Origin of the sequence: Oribacterium sp. oral taxon 078 str. F0262 (assembly GCF_000160135.1) — a bacterium.
In the GTDB taxonomy this organism is placed as follows: domain Bacteria; phylum Bacillota; class Clostridia; order Lachnospirales; family Lachnospiraceae; genus Oribacterium.
The window spans coordinates 62,980-82,051 of record NZ_GG729933.1 but is presented as its reverse complement, the minus strand read 5'-3'; the positions used below and the strand labels follow the sequence as shown (position 1 = coordinate 82,051).

Annotated in this window: 17 protein-coding genes; 3 read left to right on the top strand and 14 right to left on the bottom strand. The window is 55.1% G+C overall.

All coding sequences use genetic code 11. From position 1 onward, the window contains the following. Window positions 1–1,113: transposase (locus GCWU000341_RS00375; RefSeq protein ID WP_009213603.1), on the top strand; the 1,113-nt coding region annotated here is incomplete at its 5' end. A 927-nt stretch (window positions 1,114–2,040) separates the two neighbouring features. Here GCWU000341_RS00375 and GCWU000341_RS00370 read toward each other — a convergent pair. From GCWU000341_RS00370 to GCWU000341_RS00360, 3 genes are all read right to left on the bottom strand, one after another. Beyond that, complete coding sequence (locus GCWU000341_RS00370) at window positions 2,041–2,379, bottom strand: ATP-binding protein (RefSeq protein WP_242651583.1); 339 nt, start codon at window positions 2,377–2,379, stop codon at window positions 2,041–2,043. A 57-nt stretch (window positions 2,380–2,436) separates the two neighbouring features. After that, window positions 2,437–2,721 carry an IS3 family transposase gene (locus tag GCWU000341_RS12855; protein ID WP_009213600.1) on the bottom strand — a complete coding sequence of 95 codons (285 nt, stop codon included), beginning with the start codon at window positions 2,719–2,721 and terminating at the stop codon, window positions 2,437–2,439. 86 nt (window positions 2,722–2,807) lie between these two features. Further along, window positions 2,808–3,221 (bottom strand): HTH domain-containing protein, encoded by a 414-nt coding sequence (locus tag GCWU000341_RS00360; protein WP_040652794.1) that lies wholly within the window; start codon window positions 3,219–3,221, stop codon window positions 2,808–2,810. A 313-nt stretch (window positions 3,222–3,534) separates the two neighbouring features. Between GCWU000341_RS00360 and GCWU000341_RS00355 the strand changes: the two genes are divergently transcribed. Further along, on the top strand, window positions 3,535–4,761 hold the full coding sequence (locus GCWU000341_RS00355) for an IS110 family transposase (RefSeq protein WP_040653095.1): 1,227 nt from the start codon (window positions 3,535–3,537) through the stop codon (window positions 4,759–4,761). A gap of 251 nt (window positions 4,762–5,012) precedes the next feature. On the opposite strand, the gene GCWU000341_RS00350 is transcribed toward GCWU000341_RS00355, so the two are convergent. From GCWU000341_RS00350 to gcvT, 11 genes are all read right to left on the bottom strand, one after another. Next, window positions 5,013–7,187, bottom strand: a complete 2,175-nt coding sequence (locus tag GCWU000341_RS00350) for a hypothetical protein (RefSeq protein WP_040652792.1) — start codon at window positions 7,185–7,187, stop codon at window positions 5,013–5,015. Window positions 7,188–7,256: 69 nt separating this feature from the next. Next, window positions 7,257–8,357 (bottom strand): hypothetical protein, encoded by a 1,101-nt coding sequence (locus GCWU000341_RS00345; protein WP_009213595.1) that lies wholly within the window; start codon window positions 8,355–8,357, stop codon window positions 7,257–7,259. Between the two features lie 289 nt (window positions 8,358–8,646). Further along, complete coding sequence (locus tag GCWU000341_RS00340) at window positions 8,647–9,642, bottom strand: lipoate--protein ligase (RefSeq protein WP_040652788.1); 996 nt, start codon at window positions 9,640–9,642, stop codon at window positions 8,647–8,649. Then, the gene (lipA, locus tag GCWU000341_RS00335; protein WP_009213592.1) at window positions 9,629–10,489 is read right to left on the bottom strand and encodes a lipoyl synthase; all 861 of its coding nucleotides are present in this window, start codon (window positions 10,487–10,489) and stop codon (window positions 9,629–9,631) included. The genes GCWU000341_RS00340 and lipA overlap by 14 nt, the downstream gene beginning before the upstream one ends. Before the next feature lie 19 nt (window positions 10,490–10,508). Continuing rightward, window positions 10,509–10,748 (bottom strand): lipoyl domain-containing protein, encoded by a 240-nt coding sequence (locus GCWU000341_RS00330; RefSeq protein WP_009213591.1) that lies wholly within the window; start codon window positions 10,746–10,748, stop codon window positions 10,509–10,511. A 194-nt stretch (window positions 10,749–10,942) separates the two neighbouring features. Further along, a complete protein-coding gene (locus GCWU000341_RS00325) occupies window positions 10,943–11,893 on the bottom strand; it encodes a lipoate--protein ligase family protein (RefSeq protein WP_009213590.1) in 951 nt (316 codons plus the stop codon). Between the two features lie 105 nt (window positions 11,894–11,998). Next, entirely contained in the window at window positions 11,999–13,402 is a 1,404-nt protein-coding gene (gene lpdA / locus GCWU000341_RS00320; RefSeq protein WP_009213589.1) for a dihydrolipoyl dehydrogenase, read from the bottom strand. Window positions 13,403–13,485: 83 nt separating this feature from the next. Further along, a complete protein-coding gene (gene gcvPB / locus GCWU000341_RS00315) occupies window positions 13,486–14,913 on the bottom strand; it encodes an aminomethyl-transferring glycine dehydrogenase subunit GcvPB (protein WP_009213588.1) in 1,428 nt (475 codons plus the stop codon). Next, window positions 14,913–16,226, bottom strand: coding sequence for an aminomethyl-transferring glycine dehydrogenase subunit GcvPA (gene gcvPA, locus GCWU000341_RS00310; RefSeq protein WP_009213587.1), 1,314 nt, complete (start codon window positions 16,224–16,226; stop codon window positions 14,913–14,915). The genes gcvPB and gcvPA overlap by 1 nt, the downstream gene beginning before the upstream one ends. Window positions 16,227–16,256: 30 nt before the next feature. Continuing rightward, the gene (gene gcvH / locus GCWU000341_RS00305; RefSeq protein WP_009213586.1) at window positions 16,257–16,634 is read right to left on the bottom strand and encodes a glycine cleavage system protein GcvH; all 378 of its coding nucleotides are present in this window, start codon (window positions 16,632–16,634) and stop codon (window positions 16,257–16,259) included. Between the two features lie 129 nt (window positions 16,635–16,763). Further along, complete coding sequence (gene gcvT / locus GCWU000341_RS00300) at window positions 16,764–17,855, bottom strand: glycine cleavage system aminomethyltransferase GcvT (protein ID WP_009213585.1); 1,092 nt, start codon at window positions 17,853–17,855, stop codon at window positions 16,764–16,766. A 602-nt stretch (window positions 17,856–18,457) separates the two neighbouring features. Here gcvT and GCWU000341_RS00290 point away from each other — a divergent pair. Continuing rightward, on the top strand, window positions 18,458–19,057 hold the full coding sequence (locus GCWU000341_RS00290) for a hypothetical protein (RefSeq protein ID WP_009213581.1): 600 nt from the start codon (window positions 18,458–18,460) through the stop codon (window positions 19,055–19,057). Window positions 19,058–19,072: the final 15 nt, after the last annotated feature.

Here is a 19,072-nt window from a genome sequence, read left to right as displayed (position 1 = left end):
ATCGTGCAGTTCATGCGGAATCGTACAGCTGCTGTTTCAATGGATCATCACCTCCTGGTCGATGGGACTCTGAAATCGGATGAATCGAGTGTCAATTCCCTCTCCGACTTCTCCTGGAAGGCGAAAATCAAAGGACGCAGAGATATTTCCGTTCTGTTTGCCTTCGACCTGGAAGAGATGGAACTGGTCTGCTCCAAGTGCTTCCCAGAAAACATGCTGGATTCCACTTCTTATGAATCCTTCATTACTGAGAACCGGATCACAAAGGGCATCATTGTTGCTGACAAGGGTTTTCCCGAATCAGCCGCTCACGAACAGTTCGTGGAGCACCCGGATCTGCATTACCTCAATCCGATCAAACGGAACTCCAAGTTCATTGAACGGCATCACATGCTTGACTTTACCGGAATCCTGCCCGGCGATGAAAGCATCACCTACCGGAAAGAGAAGTGCGAGGGCCTTGATAAATGGCTCTACTCCTTCCGGGACAGCAGCAAAGCTGCCGCAGAAGAACAGGACTGGCTCCGCATGGCAAAGAAGAACGGGACCTATGACCTGGACGTTCTGAAGAAGAAGCAGAGGACCTTCGGAACCATCGTGCTGGAGTGTGATCTGGATATCCCGCCGGAAGTCGCTTATAAGGCTTACAGCAAGCGGTGGGAGATCGAGATCGTCATGCGGTTCTATAAATCCGCCTGCAATTTCGATGAGACCAGGGTCCATGATGACTACTCCGTCATTGGCAGCGAGTTCTGCGATTTCCTTGCTGCCGTCCTGACCTTCCGCCTGCTGAAGACCTTCGGCCAGGCGGGACTGCTGGAACGCTACACTTATAAGAAACTGCTTTCTATCCTGGTCCGGGCCAAGAAAGCCCGCCTGGATCAGGGGGACTGGCAGTTGATCCGGATCAACCCTTCCCATACGGTGATCCTTCAGACACTGGGACTACTTCCCAAGCCGAAAGAACCGCCCAAGAAGAAGCGTGGCCGCCCGAAAGGAAGTAAGAATCAGCCCAAGTCCCTGAAAGAAAAATCGGAGCAGCCTGTCGTAAAGCGGAGACCCGGCAGGCCCAAGGGAAGTAAAAACAGGCCCAAGCCTACAGGGCAATCATAGTCGACTACATGCCCCCTTGGGGATGTATAGTCTCATTGATTGGGAAAGTTGTAGTTAAATAACTATCTGATATTATTTTTAAATACTTTTTCTCTCGTTTGTGGTAAAATCCCATTTTTGACAGTTAATTAAGAGTGAGAAGCCTACAAGTCGCGTAGTTACGCTATCTGTGGGCTTCTGTCCTATTTCCGAATTCCAGCTGTATATTCCACGTGAGTAGCCCCCTTTGCACGGCCGAATAGCCCACCTGTCACGGCTATTTAGCCCAGTTTTCACGGAAGCGAGCCCAGTTGGATCACAGTCACCGTCCGCCAAGCCTTGACAGTCGACATCTGCGCGATATGCCCACATCGGCAATGGGGACTCAGGGATATCAGATACATAAGCCTTTTCATCCCCATCGCAGCAGCCATTGTATTGCGCATCTGCCGCCGGTCAAGGCCAAGCCGCTTGCGCGGTGGCTGCTCTTCTGGCCGCCATAAGAATGGTGGCTTAGAAGGATCTTGGGATATCAACTGCGGCTGCGCCGCCTGAACAAGCCGTTATGGCCTGCCCAGACGGTCAGCATCCTCAGTTGTTACAGATATCCGTGCCAGCAGGACAGTTGCCTTTGCAGACTTTCTGTACCTTGACATGATGATCGCGAAATTCCATCGGATCACCGCCGCTGTACAGGATACTTTTGAAGAGCTCATAGGCGGGATCCCCTTCATATCTGCCAGTCAAATGTGACAGGATATCCATGCGAAGCAGTTCTCTTTCTTCTTTGTCCATGTGTTGACGGAGAGGATACCTTGTGCTGATGCACTCGAGTTCCAGGAACTGGATGTCTGATGTCAGCTTGTCTACCAGTTCGCAGAGTGCGATAACAGCCTCGCATCTGTCGGAGCAGTTCACTTCATCAGGAAGATCATAGTAAGAGAAGCATCAGCCATTGTCTGCCACCCCGCTTTCTTCGGATTCGGCAAAAGCATGACGCTTACGCATGGAAATGCGGCCTTTTACCTCGATCACATACTTGTTATGAATGATCCGGTCAAGGATACCTTCGGCAACGGCACTGTCGTCATCTTCGGCACGGTCACAATCGATGCGGAAATACCAGTCATCCGTATCGTACTGAGTACAGAGGATCAAGGCACCTTTCTTGCTGCAGGCTTCAATGATCTCCAGAAGATCGTATGCTTCGGATTCGGGAAGCGGGCGCAGGTGCCACTCACCCCTGGTCGCTGTGGACGATCGTTTCCTCATGAAGGGAAACACCATGATTCTCTATCAGAAGATTGACGGTTTCCAGGACAAAGTCCACTTCCAGGGAATCGCTCACCACATAGGCAAGGATCTGCTTCGTAAAGGCGTCCAGTATCGAGGACAGGTATGCGGGCAGGAAAGGTTGAACTTATCCATGAGGCGCCGGATCTTCTTGAGATTCATGACGACTGGCAGATCCATATGAAGCAGCGCCATGTAGATGCCCTTGGCTCCTTTCGTAAAGCCATGCATCTTATAGGCTGTCAGGATCCGGTCAAAGTCCTGCCGGTCCTGCTGCTCCTGCAGTTCCCGGATCAGAGCCGCCTTCAGCCAGGCGTAATAGCCACTGCGGGACACCCCTGCGATTTGGGCATAGCTCCTTTACGGAGAAAGCATTAGAGGACAGCTTCGTCTGGTGGATGATCTCAAATACACAGGAAGAGTCATGCATAATGGCGGCACCTACTTCCTGGTACTTCTGATCGAGGAAATTTTTTTAGAAACTCTACTTCCTGGGTCAGATAGTTTACCTGATACTCCAACTGGCGGATCTTCTCCTCCGGTGTTGCCCCTGTTTTGCTGATAGTCGGTGTACGGATATCAGAGAACTCACCAGTTTCCTCGAACTGCTTGCGGATACGGTGGCTGATTCCCCAGATGCGCTGCTTACCAAGCACATCAGCGGGATAAGCATGCTTCTGCAAGATATCCCTTGGCAATGCGCCGGAGAGGTACTCTTTATAGAAGATTTCCTTGAACTCTTTGGAAATCGAGAGTACATCAGCCGTCATATGGATGGTGTAAGGGTTTTCTCGCAGCATCTGTTGCTGCTCTGGGGTGAACTTGACCTTGCTCATGGTGCTCCTCCTCCTACAATAAGGTTGTGGGTAACAGAAGGCCTGGCAACCAGTCAGGATCTGCTCCCCCTTCATTGCTATAGCTGTAGAATGGTATGGCATGGATCTGACGGAATCCTCCTTGGTCCAGATCAAAAATCCGCGTCCGTAGAACAGCCTGTCAGCCAGCCATACTCATTCTCAGCCGTTCGGTTTATGCAGGTTGAACCGATATCTGTAAGTTTCATCGCGTTCGTGTGATACCCCAGGAGATTGAACCGGCAATGAGAAAACTGGCCATCCAATGCGTATCTTAAGTCTGGAGGTATCAGTTATGTTGAACGCAGTAGGTATTGATGTATCAAAAGGCAGAAGCACGGTCGCTGTCCTGCAACCAGGCGGTGTCGTTATTCATAAGCCTTTTGATATATCTCACAAGTCCTCAGATCTTCGTGATCTCGCTCGCTATCTCGGGTCACTCGATGGTGAAACGAGAGTCGTAATGGAGAGTACAGGGCGTTATCACGAGCCGATCCGTAATGCTCTTTCAAAAGCAGGCCTCTTTGTCTGCGCGGTTAATCCACACCTGATCCGTAATTATGGAAACAACACACTCCGCAAGGTCAAGACCGATCCCGCCGATGCTAAGAAGATCGCCCGCTACACCATTGACAACTGGGTGTCCCTGCGTGAGTATTCAGTCATGGACACTACGCGTACAGAACTGAAGACCCTCAATTCACAGTTTGCCTTCTTCATGAAGCAGAAAACTGCTGCCAAGACCAATCTGATCGCCCTTCTCGACATGACCTATCCTGGCGTAAATAAGCTCTTTACAAGCCCTGTGCGCCCTGATGGGAGCGAGAAATGGGTCGACTATGCCGATTCCTTCTGGCATGTGGACTGTGTCCTGGATTCCGGCCAGAAGATGTTCACGGAACGTTACCAAAGCTTCTGTAAACGTCACGGCTATGATCACCAGCCTGAGCGTCCGGAAAAGCTTTATGCCCAGGCAAAGGAGCTGGTTCCGACTGCTCCAAAGGATCCGGTCTACAAGGAGATGATCCAGGACAGCATCGCCCAGCTGAACCTTATGTCAAAGCATGTCGAAGAACTCCGCCGGAAGATGGATGAACTCGCATCCTCGCTCCCGGAGTATCAAACCGTTCGTTCCATGTATGGCGTAGGTCCGAGCCTCGGCCCGCAGATCATGGCCGAAATCGGAGACATCAGTCGATTCGATCACCGTGAAGCACTGACAGCATACGCTGGCGTGGATCCCGGAAAGAACGATTCTGGTGAGGTCGTCCACAAGAGTGGACACGCATCGAAATGCGGCTCTGCACGGCTTCGAAAAGCGTTGTTCCAGGTTATGGAGGCGATGCTCCAGCTCGGCCCCCGCGATAACGATCCGGTCAGCCAGTTCCTGTTCAAGAAGAAAGCCGAAGGGAAACCATATCTCGTATATATGACCGCTGGTGCGAACAAGTTCCTCCGTGTCTACTACGGTAAAGTAAAGGAGTGCATCCGTAATCTTCCTGCCTCTGATTCAGAGGACTGAATGAATGCTATCCATAGTGCAGATCTGAGGCCGTCTGAATGAATACGGCCAGGTTACTTGTGCCCATTTTTATCCTCCAAGAATTTCTTTATTTACTGCTTGACTTTTTATTAGCAGGCTGTTCTCTTTGCATCCCTTTCGCAGCGCCTTGCCTTCCCCGCCCTGCGCTCTCCCCCTCCGTATGGATCCGGGGGCGAAGAGCCGGAACGCACGTTGTCCGAAAAGCAAAAGGAGCAGTCTGCAAGAAGCGCTCAGGCGCTGTCTCCCCGATTCAGGAGAAGCTCCAACCTCTTTCTGCTTCCGTGGAAGGAGAGCTCCACAAAGCAGGTCCCCGCCGCCTCATCGATCTCGTAGTCCATCTCGTCCCTTGCGTCAAGGATGGCATTCACCTTATCCTTTCTCGCAAGCCAGAGACTCTTCCGGCTCGTCGGATGATTCGAGAAAAACCGCGCGAGATTTTCCGGCTTGAAGTCCCCGGTCGCATGTCTTAAAATCCGCTCGATATAATTTGCCGTCTGCGTCTTGTAGATCGCCTCGTAGCCGCCCTCCGAGAGCTTTAAGTTCCGGGCCTTATAGACCATGACCGCATTGATATCCTCCCCCTCCAGGACCGCATTTTCCGAGGAAAAGACGAAACCGAAGCCTCTTCTCTTGATATCCTCCTTCACACTGTTGGTAAAGCCTGTGATCTCCCTCGACATCGCGGTATGCGCCCGGAGCGGATTGTTTCCGGACTCGATGTCAAAGCGGACACCGGGGAGCTCCGGGTCCACTCCCCTCCGGAAACGCTCCTTCAGATACTCCGGCGACTGACAGGCCGCCATAAGCCCCGCCGCGACGAATGCGGCCCCGATATAGATACCGTCGATCCACAGCTTCAGGAGATCCTCCTTCGCCTCCGAAAGCTCCGCCGCCTCGTGCTCGTTCACGAGCATCCTGCTCTCCAGCCGGACGCCGGATTTCTCCTTCGGGATGATGGTGAAATTCGGCACACAGGGGATCAGGTATTCCGAAAAGGATTTCCCGCTCAGGCTCTGGCAGCGCTCATCAAAGAATGCGACGCCGCTTGTCGCCATGCTGTTAAAGCTTGTCCGATCCCCCGTCTCATAGCTGTAAAAGCACTGAACCCCGTAGTCCTTTAAGAGATCCGCTGTCCTGACCATGGACTCCACGCTCACACTGTCTGACTTCGGGGATCCGCTCCGCCCTCGGAAACGCTCCCTCGCGCCGCTCATCCGGGATCTCTCATCCAGGGAGACAGACGGCAAAACGGCATACCAGACCGTGTCGCTGTAGTCGTTCTTTTCATTGACCGTATTCAGATAGGCCGCAAGCTTCGGCAGATTCAGACTGCTCGCCAGGAGCTCATTTCGCACATTGGCGACCAGCATGCTGGGACGCATCCCCTTGAGTCCCTTCGGATACTGCTCGAAAAAGGCCCAGACCCCGAGAAGCTTCTCCGCAAGAGGCTTCACCGCCCTGATGAAGTCCTCCTTCGCGTTCTTATAGAACTCAAGGTAAGCGTTATAGTGTTCGACCTCTCTCCGGACATCGATCTCCGCCTCCGCTTTGGACGAAAGAGGGCAAAAGGTCCGGACCACCAGCTGCCTTACATAGCTGCTGCCGTTTTCATTCAGAGCGTCATAATCCTCCTCCAAGGCTTTTATGAGCCCCGCATTCTCGTGCTCATCGAGGGGAAGCAGGGCAGCTTCTCCGTCCTTTGGCGCTTCTATTACCTTGAGCTCCCCCTCCTCCGACATGGTGAGAACGCCGAGCGCGAGCGCCTTTCGCTCCTCCTTTTCCTTCGTCCTTCCGAGAAGGAGGCGGGTCCGGATATCCGAGATCGCGAGGGGGATCATCGCCATGAGGTTTTGATAGTTTGCGCTCGCCTCCTCGAACATCGCATTGAGCTTATCCCCGAGATCCAGCTTGTAAGGATCTCCGTCCTCGAGCTTCGCATATTCGGAATAGCTGTACTGCAGCTCCTTCCGGATCTGCCTTATGTCCTCCATGACCTTCCGGGGAGAAATCATCTCCGTGAGCTTTTCAAAGCGGAAGTCCGCGTTGATGATCCCCTGACTCCGCTTCGTCTCAACGAGCGTCATGAGCATTTTCAGGAAATCATTGTGCAGATTGAGATGCACCGCGCTCAGCATATTTTCCGGGATCCCGGCGGGCTTTTCCTCCGTATAGACGACACTCTGCGTCGCCGCATTAAAAAAGGAATAGATCGTCGGGTCAAACTTCTCGAGGAACTCCCCGAAGCTTCGGACGAGGAGTGATTCATTGATTTCCCGGATCTTATCGTCACTCAGGCTGTCCATCCCCCTCACATCTCCGATCAGGGTCAGGAGGTTCCGTTTCTCCGGATTGATTTCCTCGAGAAGAAGCGTCCTGTTTGTCTGTCTTATAATGCTTTCCGCCATCATTTCCTCCTTCCGCTCGCAGCTTCTGAACTGCCCCGCTCCTCTGCCTCCCCTCCGATCTCCGAAGGCTTAATAGAAATGCTTTCCGCGGGATGCTCCCGCGCTCTCCGAAAAATCCGAAGAGATACTTCGCCCGCGCTCCCTTATCTCCCGCCTCTCTCGCTCTGCGCGTCTTCCGAGGGAAAAGAGAAGTGCACCGGAGAAAAGGAGGGGGGAGAGAATCAGCGCAAGAGGCCAGAGGCTTTTCTCCTCCCCGTCTTTTCCCCCTGTATCACGCGGGACTTCCGCTCTGTTCTCTTGCCCTGCATCACGCAGAACTTCCGCTCTGTCCCCTTGCCCTGCAGCACGCGGGGCTTCCGCTCTGCTCTCTTGCCCTGTATCACGCGGGGCTCCCGCTCTATCCTCACTCCTTCCGTCTGGCGGAGGGGCGCTATAGAGGAGGGATGGTCTCAGAAGAGGAAGGGAAAAGGAGAGAAGCGCCTCTTTCCGGGGGACATCGAAGGGCTCCGTCCTCTCTTCCTCACCGGCTCCCCCCTCTCCCTCTTCCGCCTCCCATGCCCTTCGGATATCGGAGAGCAGGGCCTCCCTCCCGATGGAATGATAGAAGAGCACTCTCCCGCCGCTCTCCTCCGCCGCGCGACAGAGCGCCGTATACTCCTCCCCTTCGGAAAAGGAGTATACCGTGAGGGAGATCCCCCGCTCTCTCGCAAGAGCCGCCCCCTCCATGAGCCTGGAGAAGGAGAGGTCCTGATCCCGGGCGCTTTTCATGTCGGTTTCCCCGTCGGTAAACCAGAGGATACGGCCCCGGTCCGCCGTCAGAGACAGCGCCTGCAAAAGTCCCTCTCCGGAATTCGAATAGCCGGAAAAGGGCTCCTGAGGAAGAAGCTCCCGATAGAACTCCGCGGAAGCGTCCGCAGAGACAGACTGAGAGGGTACGGAATGATACGATAGATAGGAAAAGTCCCTGGAATCGGGAAAAGAAGAAAAGGAATCAAAAAGAATGGATAAAAGTACTTCCCGCACTCCCCTCATGGAAGCGCTCACATCGACCAGAAAAGTCGTATCGGAGGGGGGCGGAGGAGACTCCGCCTCTGCGGAAAGCCTCCCCGGGGCCTGGAAAAACAGAAGACAGATTCCGATCAGCCCCGATAAAAAATATGCTTTTTTCATGGAATCACTCTTTCTCTTGGAAAAAGCATAGCATTCATGCCCAAGATTTTCAAGTAAAAAGCCGGGATTTGCGGCTTTTCTGCGATATCCCCAGAATTTTCTCCTCCCGCTATGGAAGATCGACAAAAAGCCTTCGAGAGCGGTAGAAAGCTTTCAAGACAAAACAAAAGCGCCGTCTTCCGGCGCTTTTTCCCCGAAAAGACTGTCTTCCTCCCCGGGGGCAGTATAGCCATAAATATCCGCTTCACGCATCACTTCGCTTCTCTGAAGCCCGGGAGATCTACCTCTCCTAGTCCGCGATCAGTCCGGCGAGCTCTGAGGCACTGATCCGGTAGACTGCGCCCTCCGCGCCGTGCTCCCGCAGTGCCCGGAGAACGGACTCACGGTCGAAGCTCACCCCGCAGAGTGCCCCGCAGAGCTCCGAGGCGTCCATCGTGCTGAAAAAATCTCCAAAGACCGCGGCCGACTCGATCCTGCCGTGGACAACCTTCAGGCGAAAGACGACCTTTCCCCCCGCGAATCTCCCGCTTTTTTCGATATTGAAGCTGGGATTCTTCCCGTAGATGCTCTCCCAGTTGTTGAACTTCTCCCCGGCGAGGGCCTCGATCCTCTCCCGGTCCTCCTCCGTGAGCACATAGCGCTCTTCCTTTCCGCTCCCGGACAAAATAGCGGAAATCATGGCCTCCTTGAACTCCGGCGCGCTGAGGGAGGCTGCGCTCTCCGGCAGCATCTCCCGGATATTGCAGACCCTCTCCCGCACGGACTTAATGCTCTTCGAGAAGATCTTATAGCTGTCCACCGTCGTAGCGCGCACCATGCTCTCGATATCCGTATCGAAGAGAAGGGAGCCGTGGTGAATCATGCTGTCCCCCAGCCGGTACTGCGCATTTCCGGAGATCTTCCTGCTCCCGATGCAAAGATCATTCCGCCCGTTGAAGGAGGCCTCCACGCCGAAGCTCCCAAGCGCCGCGATCACCGGCCCGATATAGCGCTGAAATTCGATCTCATTTTCGCGCAGGCGGTCAATGAAGGTGAACTGCCAGCCCCCGAGATCCGTGTAGATCGTCCCGCCTCCGCTCATCCTCCGGACGATGTGCATCCCCCGCTCTTTCGCATAGGGAAGGTTGATCTCCTCCGCCACATTCTGGTACTTTCCGAGCATCAGGGTCGGCTCCGTCCTCCAGAAGAGGAAGACCGTGTCCTCAAATTTCTTCTCCGACGCAAAATAATATTCACAGCCGAAATTGTAGTAGACATCCGTCGATCCTGTCTCAATATATACCATGTACATCCTCCAGGGCCTCGATCGCCCGGTAAGAGCTTCTCGCAAGCGGCGCGGAGGCGACATAGCGGAAGCCCTTCGAAAGCGCGAGCTCCTTATAGCGGCGGAAGTCCTCCGGCGTCGCATAGCGGGATACGGGGTAGTGGGCGGGCGAGGGCTGAAGATACTGCCCGATCGTCAGAATATCGCAGCCCGTCTCCAAGACATCGTCCATAAGGCGCCCGATCTGCTCCTCCGTCTCTCCGAGTCCCACCATGAATCCGGTCTTCACCCGGATCTTCGGCTGCTTCTCCTTGCAGTAGCGCAGCACGCCGAGGGATCTCTCGTAGGCCGCCTGCGGTCTCACCGCCTTCTGGAGCTCCTTCACCGTCTCGACATTGTGATTCAGGACATCCGGACTCTCGGAGAGCACGATATCCAGGGAAGCCGGATCGCCCTTCATGTCGGAAATCAGGGTCTCGACCGTGGTCCCGGGGCAGAGCCTCCGGATCGCCCGGACCGTCTTCGCAAACTGCTCCGCTCCCCCGTCCGGAAGATCATCCCTCGTGGAGCAGGTCAGGACGACGTGCTTCAGATGAAGCTTGGCGGAGGCCCTGGCCACATTTTCCGGCTCCTCCGGGTCCGGAGGGGCCGGACGTCCCGTACAGACATTACAAAATCGGCAGTTCCTGGTGCATATGCTCCCGAGGATCATAAAGGTCGCCGTGTGCCTTCGATAGCACTCCCCGAGATTCGGGCAGTTTGCCTCGCGGCAGACCGTATTCAGCCTGAGATCCCGCATAAGCTCCGCGACTTCGCTGATCGCCTCCTGATTATACTTTACCTTCAGCCAATCCGGTTTCCTCTCCATCTCTCCATCTTTCCCTTCCTCAGCGCTCTTCGATGACGGCAACAGCCTGCTCTGCCTTTACGGTATCCCCTTCCTCGCAGAGCCGTTTTTTTAGGACACCCCCGCAGCTCGCCTCTACCTGCACCACGACCTTGTCGGTCTCGATCTCATAGACCGGCTCCCCGGCCTCCACGCTGTCGCCATCCTCCTTCAGCCAGGCGCAGAGCACCGCATCCTCCATCTCCGGTCTGAGCTTCGGTACCACAAGTTTCTTCTCCATATCTGCTCTCCTCTTCTCCTAATTCCAAACGAAAGGCTCTTTCTGCCGCCCTGCCGCTTCCCCTCCCGATCCCAAGCCCTCCGCCGCCACAGGGTCTTTCCACGGTATGGAGGCAGGTCTCCTCTTCGCCGGGAGCAGCGGAGAAAACGGGAATGCACTGTACCGGACAGACAAAAAACAAGAAGGCAAAAGCACTAGAGCAGGAGACGGAGAAGCTCCTCTCCGTCCTCCCCGGCAAGCCTCCCCGCAAGCTCCGAAAAGCTCTCCGGGCCGAAGCGGCTTCCCTCGAAAAGGGCTCTCGCCTCCTCTTCATCCAGGGCAGGCGAGCGAAGGGAAAACTCCTCTACGATGCCCCTTCTCGCGCTGTAGGAGATCCGGACCTTATCCCCCCGGAAGCTCCCCTCCCGCTCGAAATGAAAGCCCGGCGTCTTCCCCCAGGTCCAGTCCCAGCTCCTGTATTTTTCTTCGGAAAGTCTCTCTATCTCAGAAAGCATGCCCTCGTCCGGCGTAAAGCGCACCGCTCCCTCTCCCGAAAGCTCGGAGAGCAGCGCCTCCGCGAACTCCTCCGCGGAAGCATCTCCCCAGAGCCCTTCCCGCCTGATGCTGGTCACAGTACAGATGGCGGACTCTGAGGCCTTGGAGCAAAAGCTTCCGCTCTTCCTCCCGGTCGTGATCTCATCGAGGAGCGAGAGCTCCGAATCGAAGAGAAGCGTCCCGTGGTGGAGCACTCTCCCTCCCGATACCTTCTGTGCGCTCCCGGAGATCTTCTTCCCAAAAAGCGCGATATCGCAGGAACGCCTCCTCTCCGCCGGGATACCCAGGCGGCCTAGCGCCGCGATTACCGGCGTGAGAAAATCCTCGTAGGAGACAAAGCCCTCCCTCCGGAAAAGCATGCTGTAATTGATATTCCCAAGATCGTGGTAGACGGTCCCGCCGCCGCTGATCCGTCGGAGCATCGGAATGCCCCTTCGGAAAAGAGAGACGGCGTCGACCTCCGCCGCGATATTCTGATAGCAGCCCGCGACAACTGCCGGGGCATCCCGATAGACTATGACCGCATCCTCGTCCCGGAACCTCTGAAAAAGAAGCTCCTCCAGCGAGAGATTGAAAAAGGGATCTGTCGAGACACTTTGATATGCGATCATATTTTCTCTCTTCCTTCCCTCTCCTCTGCCGTTTTCCGGGGCCGCCGGCTTCCCCGGCTCCTCCCCGCCCGGAAGGTCTTCCGGGCGGAGTCTTCTCCGTTCTCTCTATCGTTTCTTCGGCGCCGAGTGGATGGAGGAGCCGAAAACCTCCTCCAAGGCCTCTCCGACCGCCTCATTGTAGGTGGGGTGTGCCCGCATGGCCCGGAGAAGCGCAGGGACCGTGAAGCGGTTTGCGACCGCGCCTCCGAACTCCCCGATCATGTCCGTCGCTCTCGCACACATCATCTGCGCCCCGAGCACTGCGCCGCTCTCCTTCTCCGCGAGGATCTTGATAAAGCCCCGCTCCTCCTTCGAGATCAGCGATTTTCCGTTCGCGCTCATCATGAATTTTCCGACGGAGAACGAAAGCCCCTGCTCCTTTGCCTGCGCCTCTGTGAGGCCGATGGAAGCGATCTCGGGGTCCGTGTAGACACAGGCCGGCACGACGGAGAGGTCGATGCTCCTCTCCTTCCCGGCGAGCTCCTCCACAAGGCAGATTCCCTGCGCGCTCGCAAGGTGGGCAAGCTGCATCCCCTTTATAAGATCCCCGATCGCATAGACTCCCTCCATCGAGGTCCGGAAATGCTCATCGACGACGACCCGTCCTCTCTCGAGGGCGATCGAGACGCCCTCCCCGAAGAGCCCCTCCGTATTCGGCCTTCTCCCGGCCGCACAGAGCACATACTGCGCGGAAATCCTCTGCTCCGCATCCTTCTCCGTATAGGAGCAGCTCATCCCCTCCGCACCCTTCTCGATCTTCGTGACGGAGACTCCGGTATGGATATCCACGCCGCGCTTTTTCAGGATGAGCTTCAGGTTCTGTGCGAAGTCCTTGTCCATATTGGCGAGGATCGAGGGCAGGACCTCGAGTATCGTCACCTTCACGCCGAGCGAGGAAAATACCGAGGCAAACTCCACCCCGATCACTCCGCCTCCGATAATCACGAGGCTCTTCGGAAGCTCCGTGAGCTGAAAGAGCTCATCGCTTGTCAGGACACCCTCCTGCTCGATCCCGGGCACGGGGATCAAGGCCGGGCGGGAGCCCGCGGCGAGGAGGACATGCTTCGCCCGGAAGCTCTTCTTCTCCCCCTCCTCCGTGACGCTGACGGAGCTGTCCTTCTCCAGCACAGCGGAGCCCTTGATATAGGAGACGCCGTTTGCCTTAAAAAGCTGCTCCACTCCGCCGCAGAGCTTGTCCACGACATCCTGCCGGTAGGAGAGCATCCTCCCGTAGTCGAAACAAAGCTCCTTCGCGAAAATCCCGAACTCCTCCCCGCTCTTCATCTCCCGGAAGAGCTCGCTCGCATGGAGCATCGCCTTCGTCGGGATGCAGCCCCGATTCAGGCAGGTTCCGCCCGCCCGGTCCTTTTCCACCACCAATGTCTTCATCCCAAGCTGCGCTGCCTTGACAGCGGCCACATAACCGCCCGGCCCCGCCCCGATGATAATCAGGTCAAAATTATTTTCCATGTTTTCCCTTCCTGCCTGCCCGCTATACTGATTCGGACATGGACCCGAGGGCCCATGTCCGCGCTGAATCATCCTATGGAATCCTACTTCCACTCGTAGCGAAGGACCGGTTCCCTCGCCGCCTTCACCTCATCCAGCCTTCCGACCGGCATCGTGACAGGTGCCTCGTGAAGCTTCTCCGGGTTCTTCTGCGCCTCCTCATAGAGCATCCGGTAGACACGGATGGCGTCGTCCAGGGTATCCTTGGACTCTGTCTCCGTGGGCTCGATCATCAGAGCCTCATGCACGATCAGCGGGAAATACATTGTTGGCGGATGCATCCCGTTGTCGAGCAGCGCCTTTGCGATATCCATCGCGGATACGCCGGTCTTGTGCTTGAGATCCTCGAGACTCATGACGAACTCATGCATGCAGACCTCGTCGTAGGCCATGGTATAGATATCCTTCAGCTTGTCCATCATGTAGTTCGCGTTCAGAACCGCATTGTGGCAGGCCTCGGGGACTCCCTCTTTTCCGAGAGTCTTGATATAAGCCAGCGCGCGGACGACGACCAGGAAGTTCCCGTAGAAGTTCTTCATCTCGCCGATGCTTTTCTTCGGCTTCTCGAAGTGCTTCTCCTTCTCTCCCACCACCATGAGAGAGGGCAGGAAGTCCGCGAGGAAGGCCTTGCAGCCCACCGCTCCGCTTCCGGGTCCTCCGCCGCCGTGCGGGGTGGAGAAGGTCTTATGGAGATTCAGGTGGATGACGTCGAAGCCCATGTCGCCCGGCTTCACGACGCCCATGACCGCGTTCAGATTCGCCCCGTCGTAGTAGTTCAGGCCGCCGCAGTCGTGAACCAGCTTCGTGATCTCCAGGATGTTCTTATCGAAAAGACCGACCGTGTTCGGATTCGTGAGCATAAGGCCCGCGATATCGTCCCCGAGCACCTCCTTCAGCTTCTCCAGATCGACACAGCCATCCGGCCCGGAGGGCACGGAGACCACGGAAAAGTCCGCCATCGTCGCACTGGCGGGATTCGTGCCGTGCGCGGAGTCCGGGATGATGATCTTCTTCCGCTTGCTGTCGTTCCGGCTCTCATGGTAAGCCTTAATGAGCATGATGCCCGTAAACTCTCCGTGGGCACCGGCGGCCGGCTGCAAAGTCATGCTGTCCATCCCGGTGATCTCGCAGAGATACTTCTCGGCGGTCTGGATGACCTCGAGACAGCCCTGGACCGTGCTGATGGGCTGCAGCGGATGGATCTCGGTGAAGCCCGGGAGCGCCGCCATATCCTCATCGATCTTCGGATTATACTTCATCGTGCAGGAGCCAAGCGGATAGAAGCCGTCGTTTACGCCGCGGGCCTTCTTCGCAAGCTCCGTATAATGTCTGCTGATCTCCGTCTCCGAGAGCTCCGGGAGGTGGAGTTCCAGCTCCCTCTTATCCTTCTCCGGCACCGCTGCCGGCTCTACGTCACAGGGAGGGAACAGCGTACAGCCTCTGCCGGCTCTGCTTTTTTCGAAAATAAGCATCACTTCACCTCCTTCAGGATCTGCACTGCCTCGTCGATGCCGCGCTTGTCGTTCACCTCGGTACAGCACCAGAGAATTCTCTTCTCATCCAGCGGATAGCCGCCGAGGATCCCCTGCTTCTCCAGAGCGGCGAGCGCCTTCTCCGACGGGGTCTCAGAGACCGTCACAAACTCATGGAAGAAATCCGCCTTGTAGGCCGGCCGGAAGCCGATCTTCTCCAGCTCCTTCGCCATATAATGGGCCTTCGCGGTCGAAAGCTCCGCGGCCTGTCTCAGACCCTGCTTCCCCACTGCCGAGAGATAGACCGCGACAGCGAGCGCGCAGAGCGCCTGATTGGAGCAGATGTTGCTGGAGGCCTTCTCTCTCCGGATATGCTGCTCTCTCGCCTGCAGTGTGAGCACATAGCCGATTCTGCCTTCCTTGTCATTGGTCTGTCCGACGATACGGCCCGGCAGATTTCTCTTGATCTTGTCCAGGCAGGCCATAAATCCGAGATACGGTCCGCCGAAGGCGAGCGAGAGCCCCAGGGGCTGTCCGTCTCCGACCGCGACATCCGCGCCGTACTCTTTCGGGGACTTTAAGATACCGAGCGAGATCGGATTCACGCTCATGATGTACTTCGCACCGGCCTCATGGCTGAGATCCGCGATCTGCCGCGCCGGCTCCAGATTCCCGTAGAAATTCGGGTGCTGGATGAGTACGCAGGCGATGCTGGGATCCAGATGCGCCTTCAGGTAATCTATATCTGTCAGACCGTCCTTCTCCGGGATGAATTCAAGCTCCATGCCGTTTCCATGGCAGTAGGTCTTGACCGTCTCCAGCGTATCCGGCTGCATGAGCGAGGAGACCAGAGCCTTCTTCCGCTTCCGCTCTCTGCACATCGCAACCGCCTCTGCGGCCGCCGTCGCCCCGTCATAGACCGATGCGTTCGAGACATCCATGCCGGTGAGATCGCAGATCATCGTCTGGTACTCGAAGATCGACTGCAGGACGCCCTGGCTGGTCTCCGCCTGATAGGGTGTATAGGAGGTCAGGAAATTCTCCTTTGAGATCACACTCTTTACGATGGACGGAATAAAATGCCGGTAGGCCCCGGCGCCTCGGAAGATGAGCGGGAAGATCTTATTCTTTTCCGCGAGCTTCGTCATATCCCGCCTGACCTCAAGCTCCGAGAGGCCGGAGGGGATGTCCAGCTCTTTCTTCAGCTTCACTTCCTCCGGAACATGCGCGAAGAGCTCATCAAAGGAAGAAAAACCAATTTCCGAGAGCATCGCCTTCTGCTCCGCCTCTGTATTGGGAACGTATTTTCCCATTGATTCTACCGCCTTTCTCAAAATCGCCCGTCAGGCGAGGGTCTTCAGGTACGCCTCGTACGCCGCCGCATCCATGAGCTCTGCCTTATCGGAGACATCCTTCACCCGGATCATCCAGGAATCATAGGGCGCGCCGTTGATGCTGGCCGGATTATCCAGAACCTCCTCGTTCACTCCGCAGACCACTCCGGAGAGCGGAGAGTAGACATCCGACACTGCCTTCACGGACTCGACCTCGGAGAAGGACTCTCCGACCTTCACCTCATCTCCCTCCTCGGGAAGATTCACAAACACAAGATCACCGAGCTCAGACTGCGCATAGTCACTCAGTCCGACTACCCAGACATCGCCCTCCTCCTTCACCCACTCATGAGACTTCGTGTACAGCAGTCCTTCCTTCACTGACATAGCATTCTCCTCCTTAAAATGACGGCGGCCCTGCCGCCTGTGATGCACTTTCCCATGAAACGAAGCGAAACGCTTCGATATCCTTTCTGTTTACTTCATCCTTCCCGTTTACTTCGCTCTTCTTCCTTCTTATTTTTTTGCTCTCTTATAGAAGGGGAGCGGTACGACCTCTGCCTCCACCGACCGTCCTCTGACCGAGACCTCGAGCTTCTGTCCTACCTCAGAGTATTTCGGATCCACCAGAGCCATCGCGACCGGATAGCCCAGGAAGGGGCAGTGCGTTCCGGAGGTCGTATGTCCGACGACCTTTCCGTCGGCAAGCACATCCTCTGCCTCGCGGATGACTCCTCTTCCCGTCACCTTGAGTCCCACTCTCTTGATCTTCGGCTCTCCCTTCGCCTCGATCGCCGCCTTTCCGATGAAGTCGGGCTTGTCCATCTTCACCGCAAAGTTGAGTCCTGTCTCAAGAGGAGTGATCTCATCGTTCATCTCATGCCCGTAGAGCGGCATCGCGGCCTCCATCCGGAGCGTATCTCTCGCACCGAGTCCGCAGGGGATCAGTCCCTCTTCCTTCCCGGCCTCAAGGAGCTTGTCCCACATCTTCTCCGCGTACTGATTCTCGAGGTAGAGCTCTACGCCGTCCTCTCCGGTGTAGCCGGTCTTCGAGACGATGCAGGGCATCCCCGCGACCTCAGCGTTGAAGACCGCGTGGTAATACTTCTTCGGGATATTGTCCTCGGTCGTGAGCTTCCTAAGGATCTCCATCGCTTTCGGTCCCTGGAGGGCGATCTGGGCATAATCCTTCGAGACATTGGTGAATTTCGCATCTCCGAACTGATGATCCAGCATCCACTGAAAATCCTTGTCCTGATTCGCGGCATTCACGACGATAAAGTAGTCGTTCTCCCCTCTCTTATAGACGATCAGATCATCGACGCAGCCTCCCTTTTCATTGCACATCAGACTGTATCTCGCCTGTCCGTCCACCATATTGTCAAAGTTATTGGTGAGGAGCTTCTGCAGATTTGCGAGCGCATCCGGGCCCTGACAGAGCACCTCTCCCATATGGGAGACATCAAAAAGTCCTGCCTTCTCGCGGACCGCCATGTGCTCCTTGATCACACCCGTCTCGTACTGCACGGGGAGCAGGAAGCCCGCAAAGGGCACGATCTTCCCTCCGGCCTTCACATGCGCATCATACAACGGTGTCTTCAATTCCATGTTTCTGCCTCCTTTACCGAAAATTCCCGAGGATGGGTTCTGGCATCCCGGTCTGAAATGGATTCTCAATCAAACAAAGTTTCTCTTTTCTACAAATTATAAACTCTATTCTCCGATGAATCCGTTATATTTTTTATTATAGTGCAAAGCTTCCCCCTTGTCGATAGCGAATAGTCAAATAATTGACGGATATACTTACTATATTTTTAAGCTCCTCCTATACAAAACGTCGAAGTCCGTCCTTCGCGGGCCGGGAATGCAGTCCCGGGGGCAAAAAGGATGGAGCTGATGCGAAGGATCTTATAGCATAGCTTTCTCGTCAACTTTCTGAGCAAGGCTTCATAACAGCGCGACAAGTCCTCAAAATATTTCTCTTCATCGGTCCGGCGATAATTTCCGAGTGCCTCCGCAGCCTTCGCAGCTCTCTCCCTGTCAACCATAAAGTCTCCTTTGTCTTCTTTCTCTCCTTTCTCAATGGTTAAATTAAGAAGCTGTCCACAGAATCAGAAACGAACGAAGAAAAGACTGAAATTATATTTTTCCGAAAAATACTATCCCTTTCCCTCTTTGGGGGGTATTATATCAATAACGAAGAGTGACGAATGCTTCTATTCTGTATAAGTGGTGAAGCCATGAAAAAAGAAGCTCTTTCTCCCAGTCCGATCGACAGGTTTTTCCCAAAAGCAGAAAGATTAGGAAGAAAAATCATGGAAAGAAAAAACAGTGAATCCTCTATTCAGTGGGAAGCTTATACACGTACCTGGGGATTTAAAAAATTTTATCTGAAAGTTTTTTGGGCCACCGGCATTTATCAAAGATCGGTCGTGTTCAAGATCCAGCTGATTGGCTTTCTGCTCCTTTTTATGAAGACACTTTATTTTTTTAAGATCCAATGGTATCAGCTGTCTGATCTGATTTTTAATTTTATCTTGCTGTGCATCGCCCTGCCCGCAGTATACTTCACTCCTATTATTGCTTTTTCATTAAGCCGCTTTAGAAAGCCGAATCCTCTCAAAAAGAATATCTTTTCTTCCCTTACGAAGGAAGAAATCCTGGGCAAAGCCTGGTTGAAAGATCTCTCGGTCAAAGAATATGAGGATGGGATTGTTATTTACAGTTCTAAAAGGCTTGAACTCCTGCTTTATAAACCCATGGTAAGCAATGAAAGATACCAGCGCATCAGAAATTTTCTCTTGTCATAGTATACGGACCATATC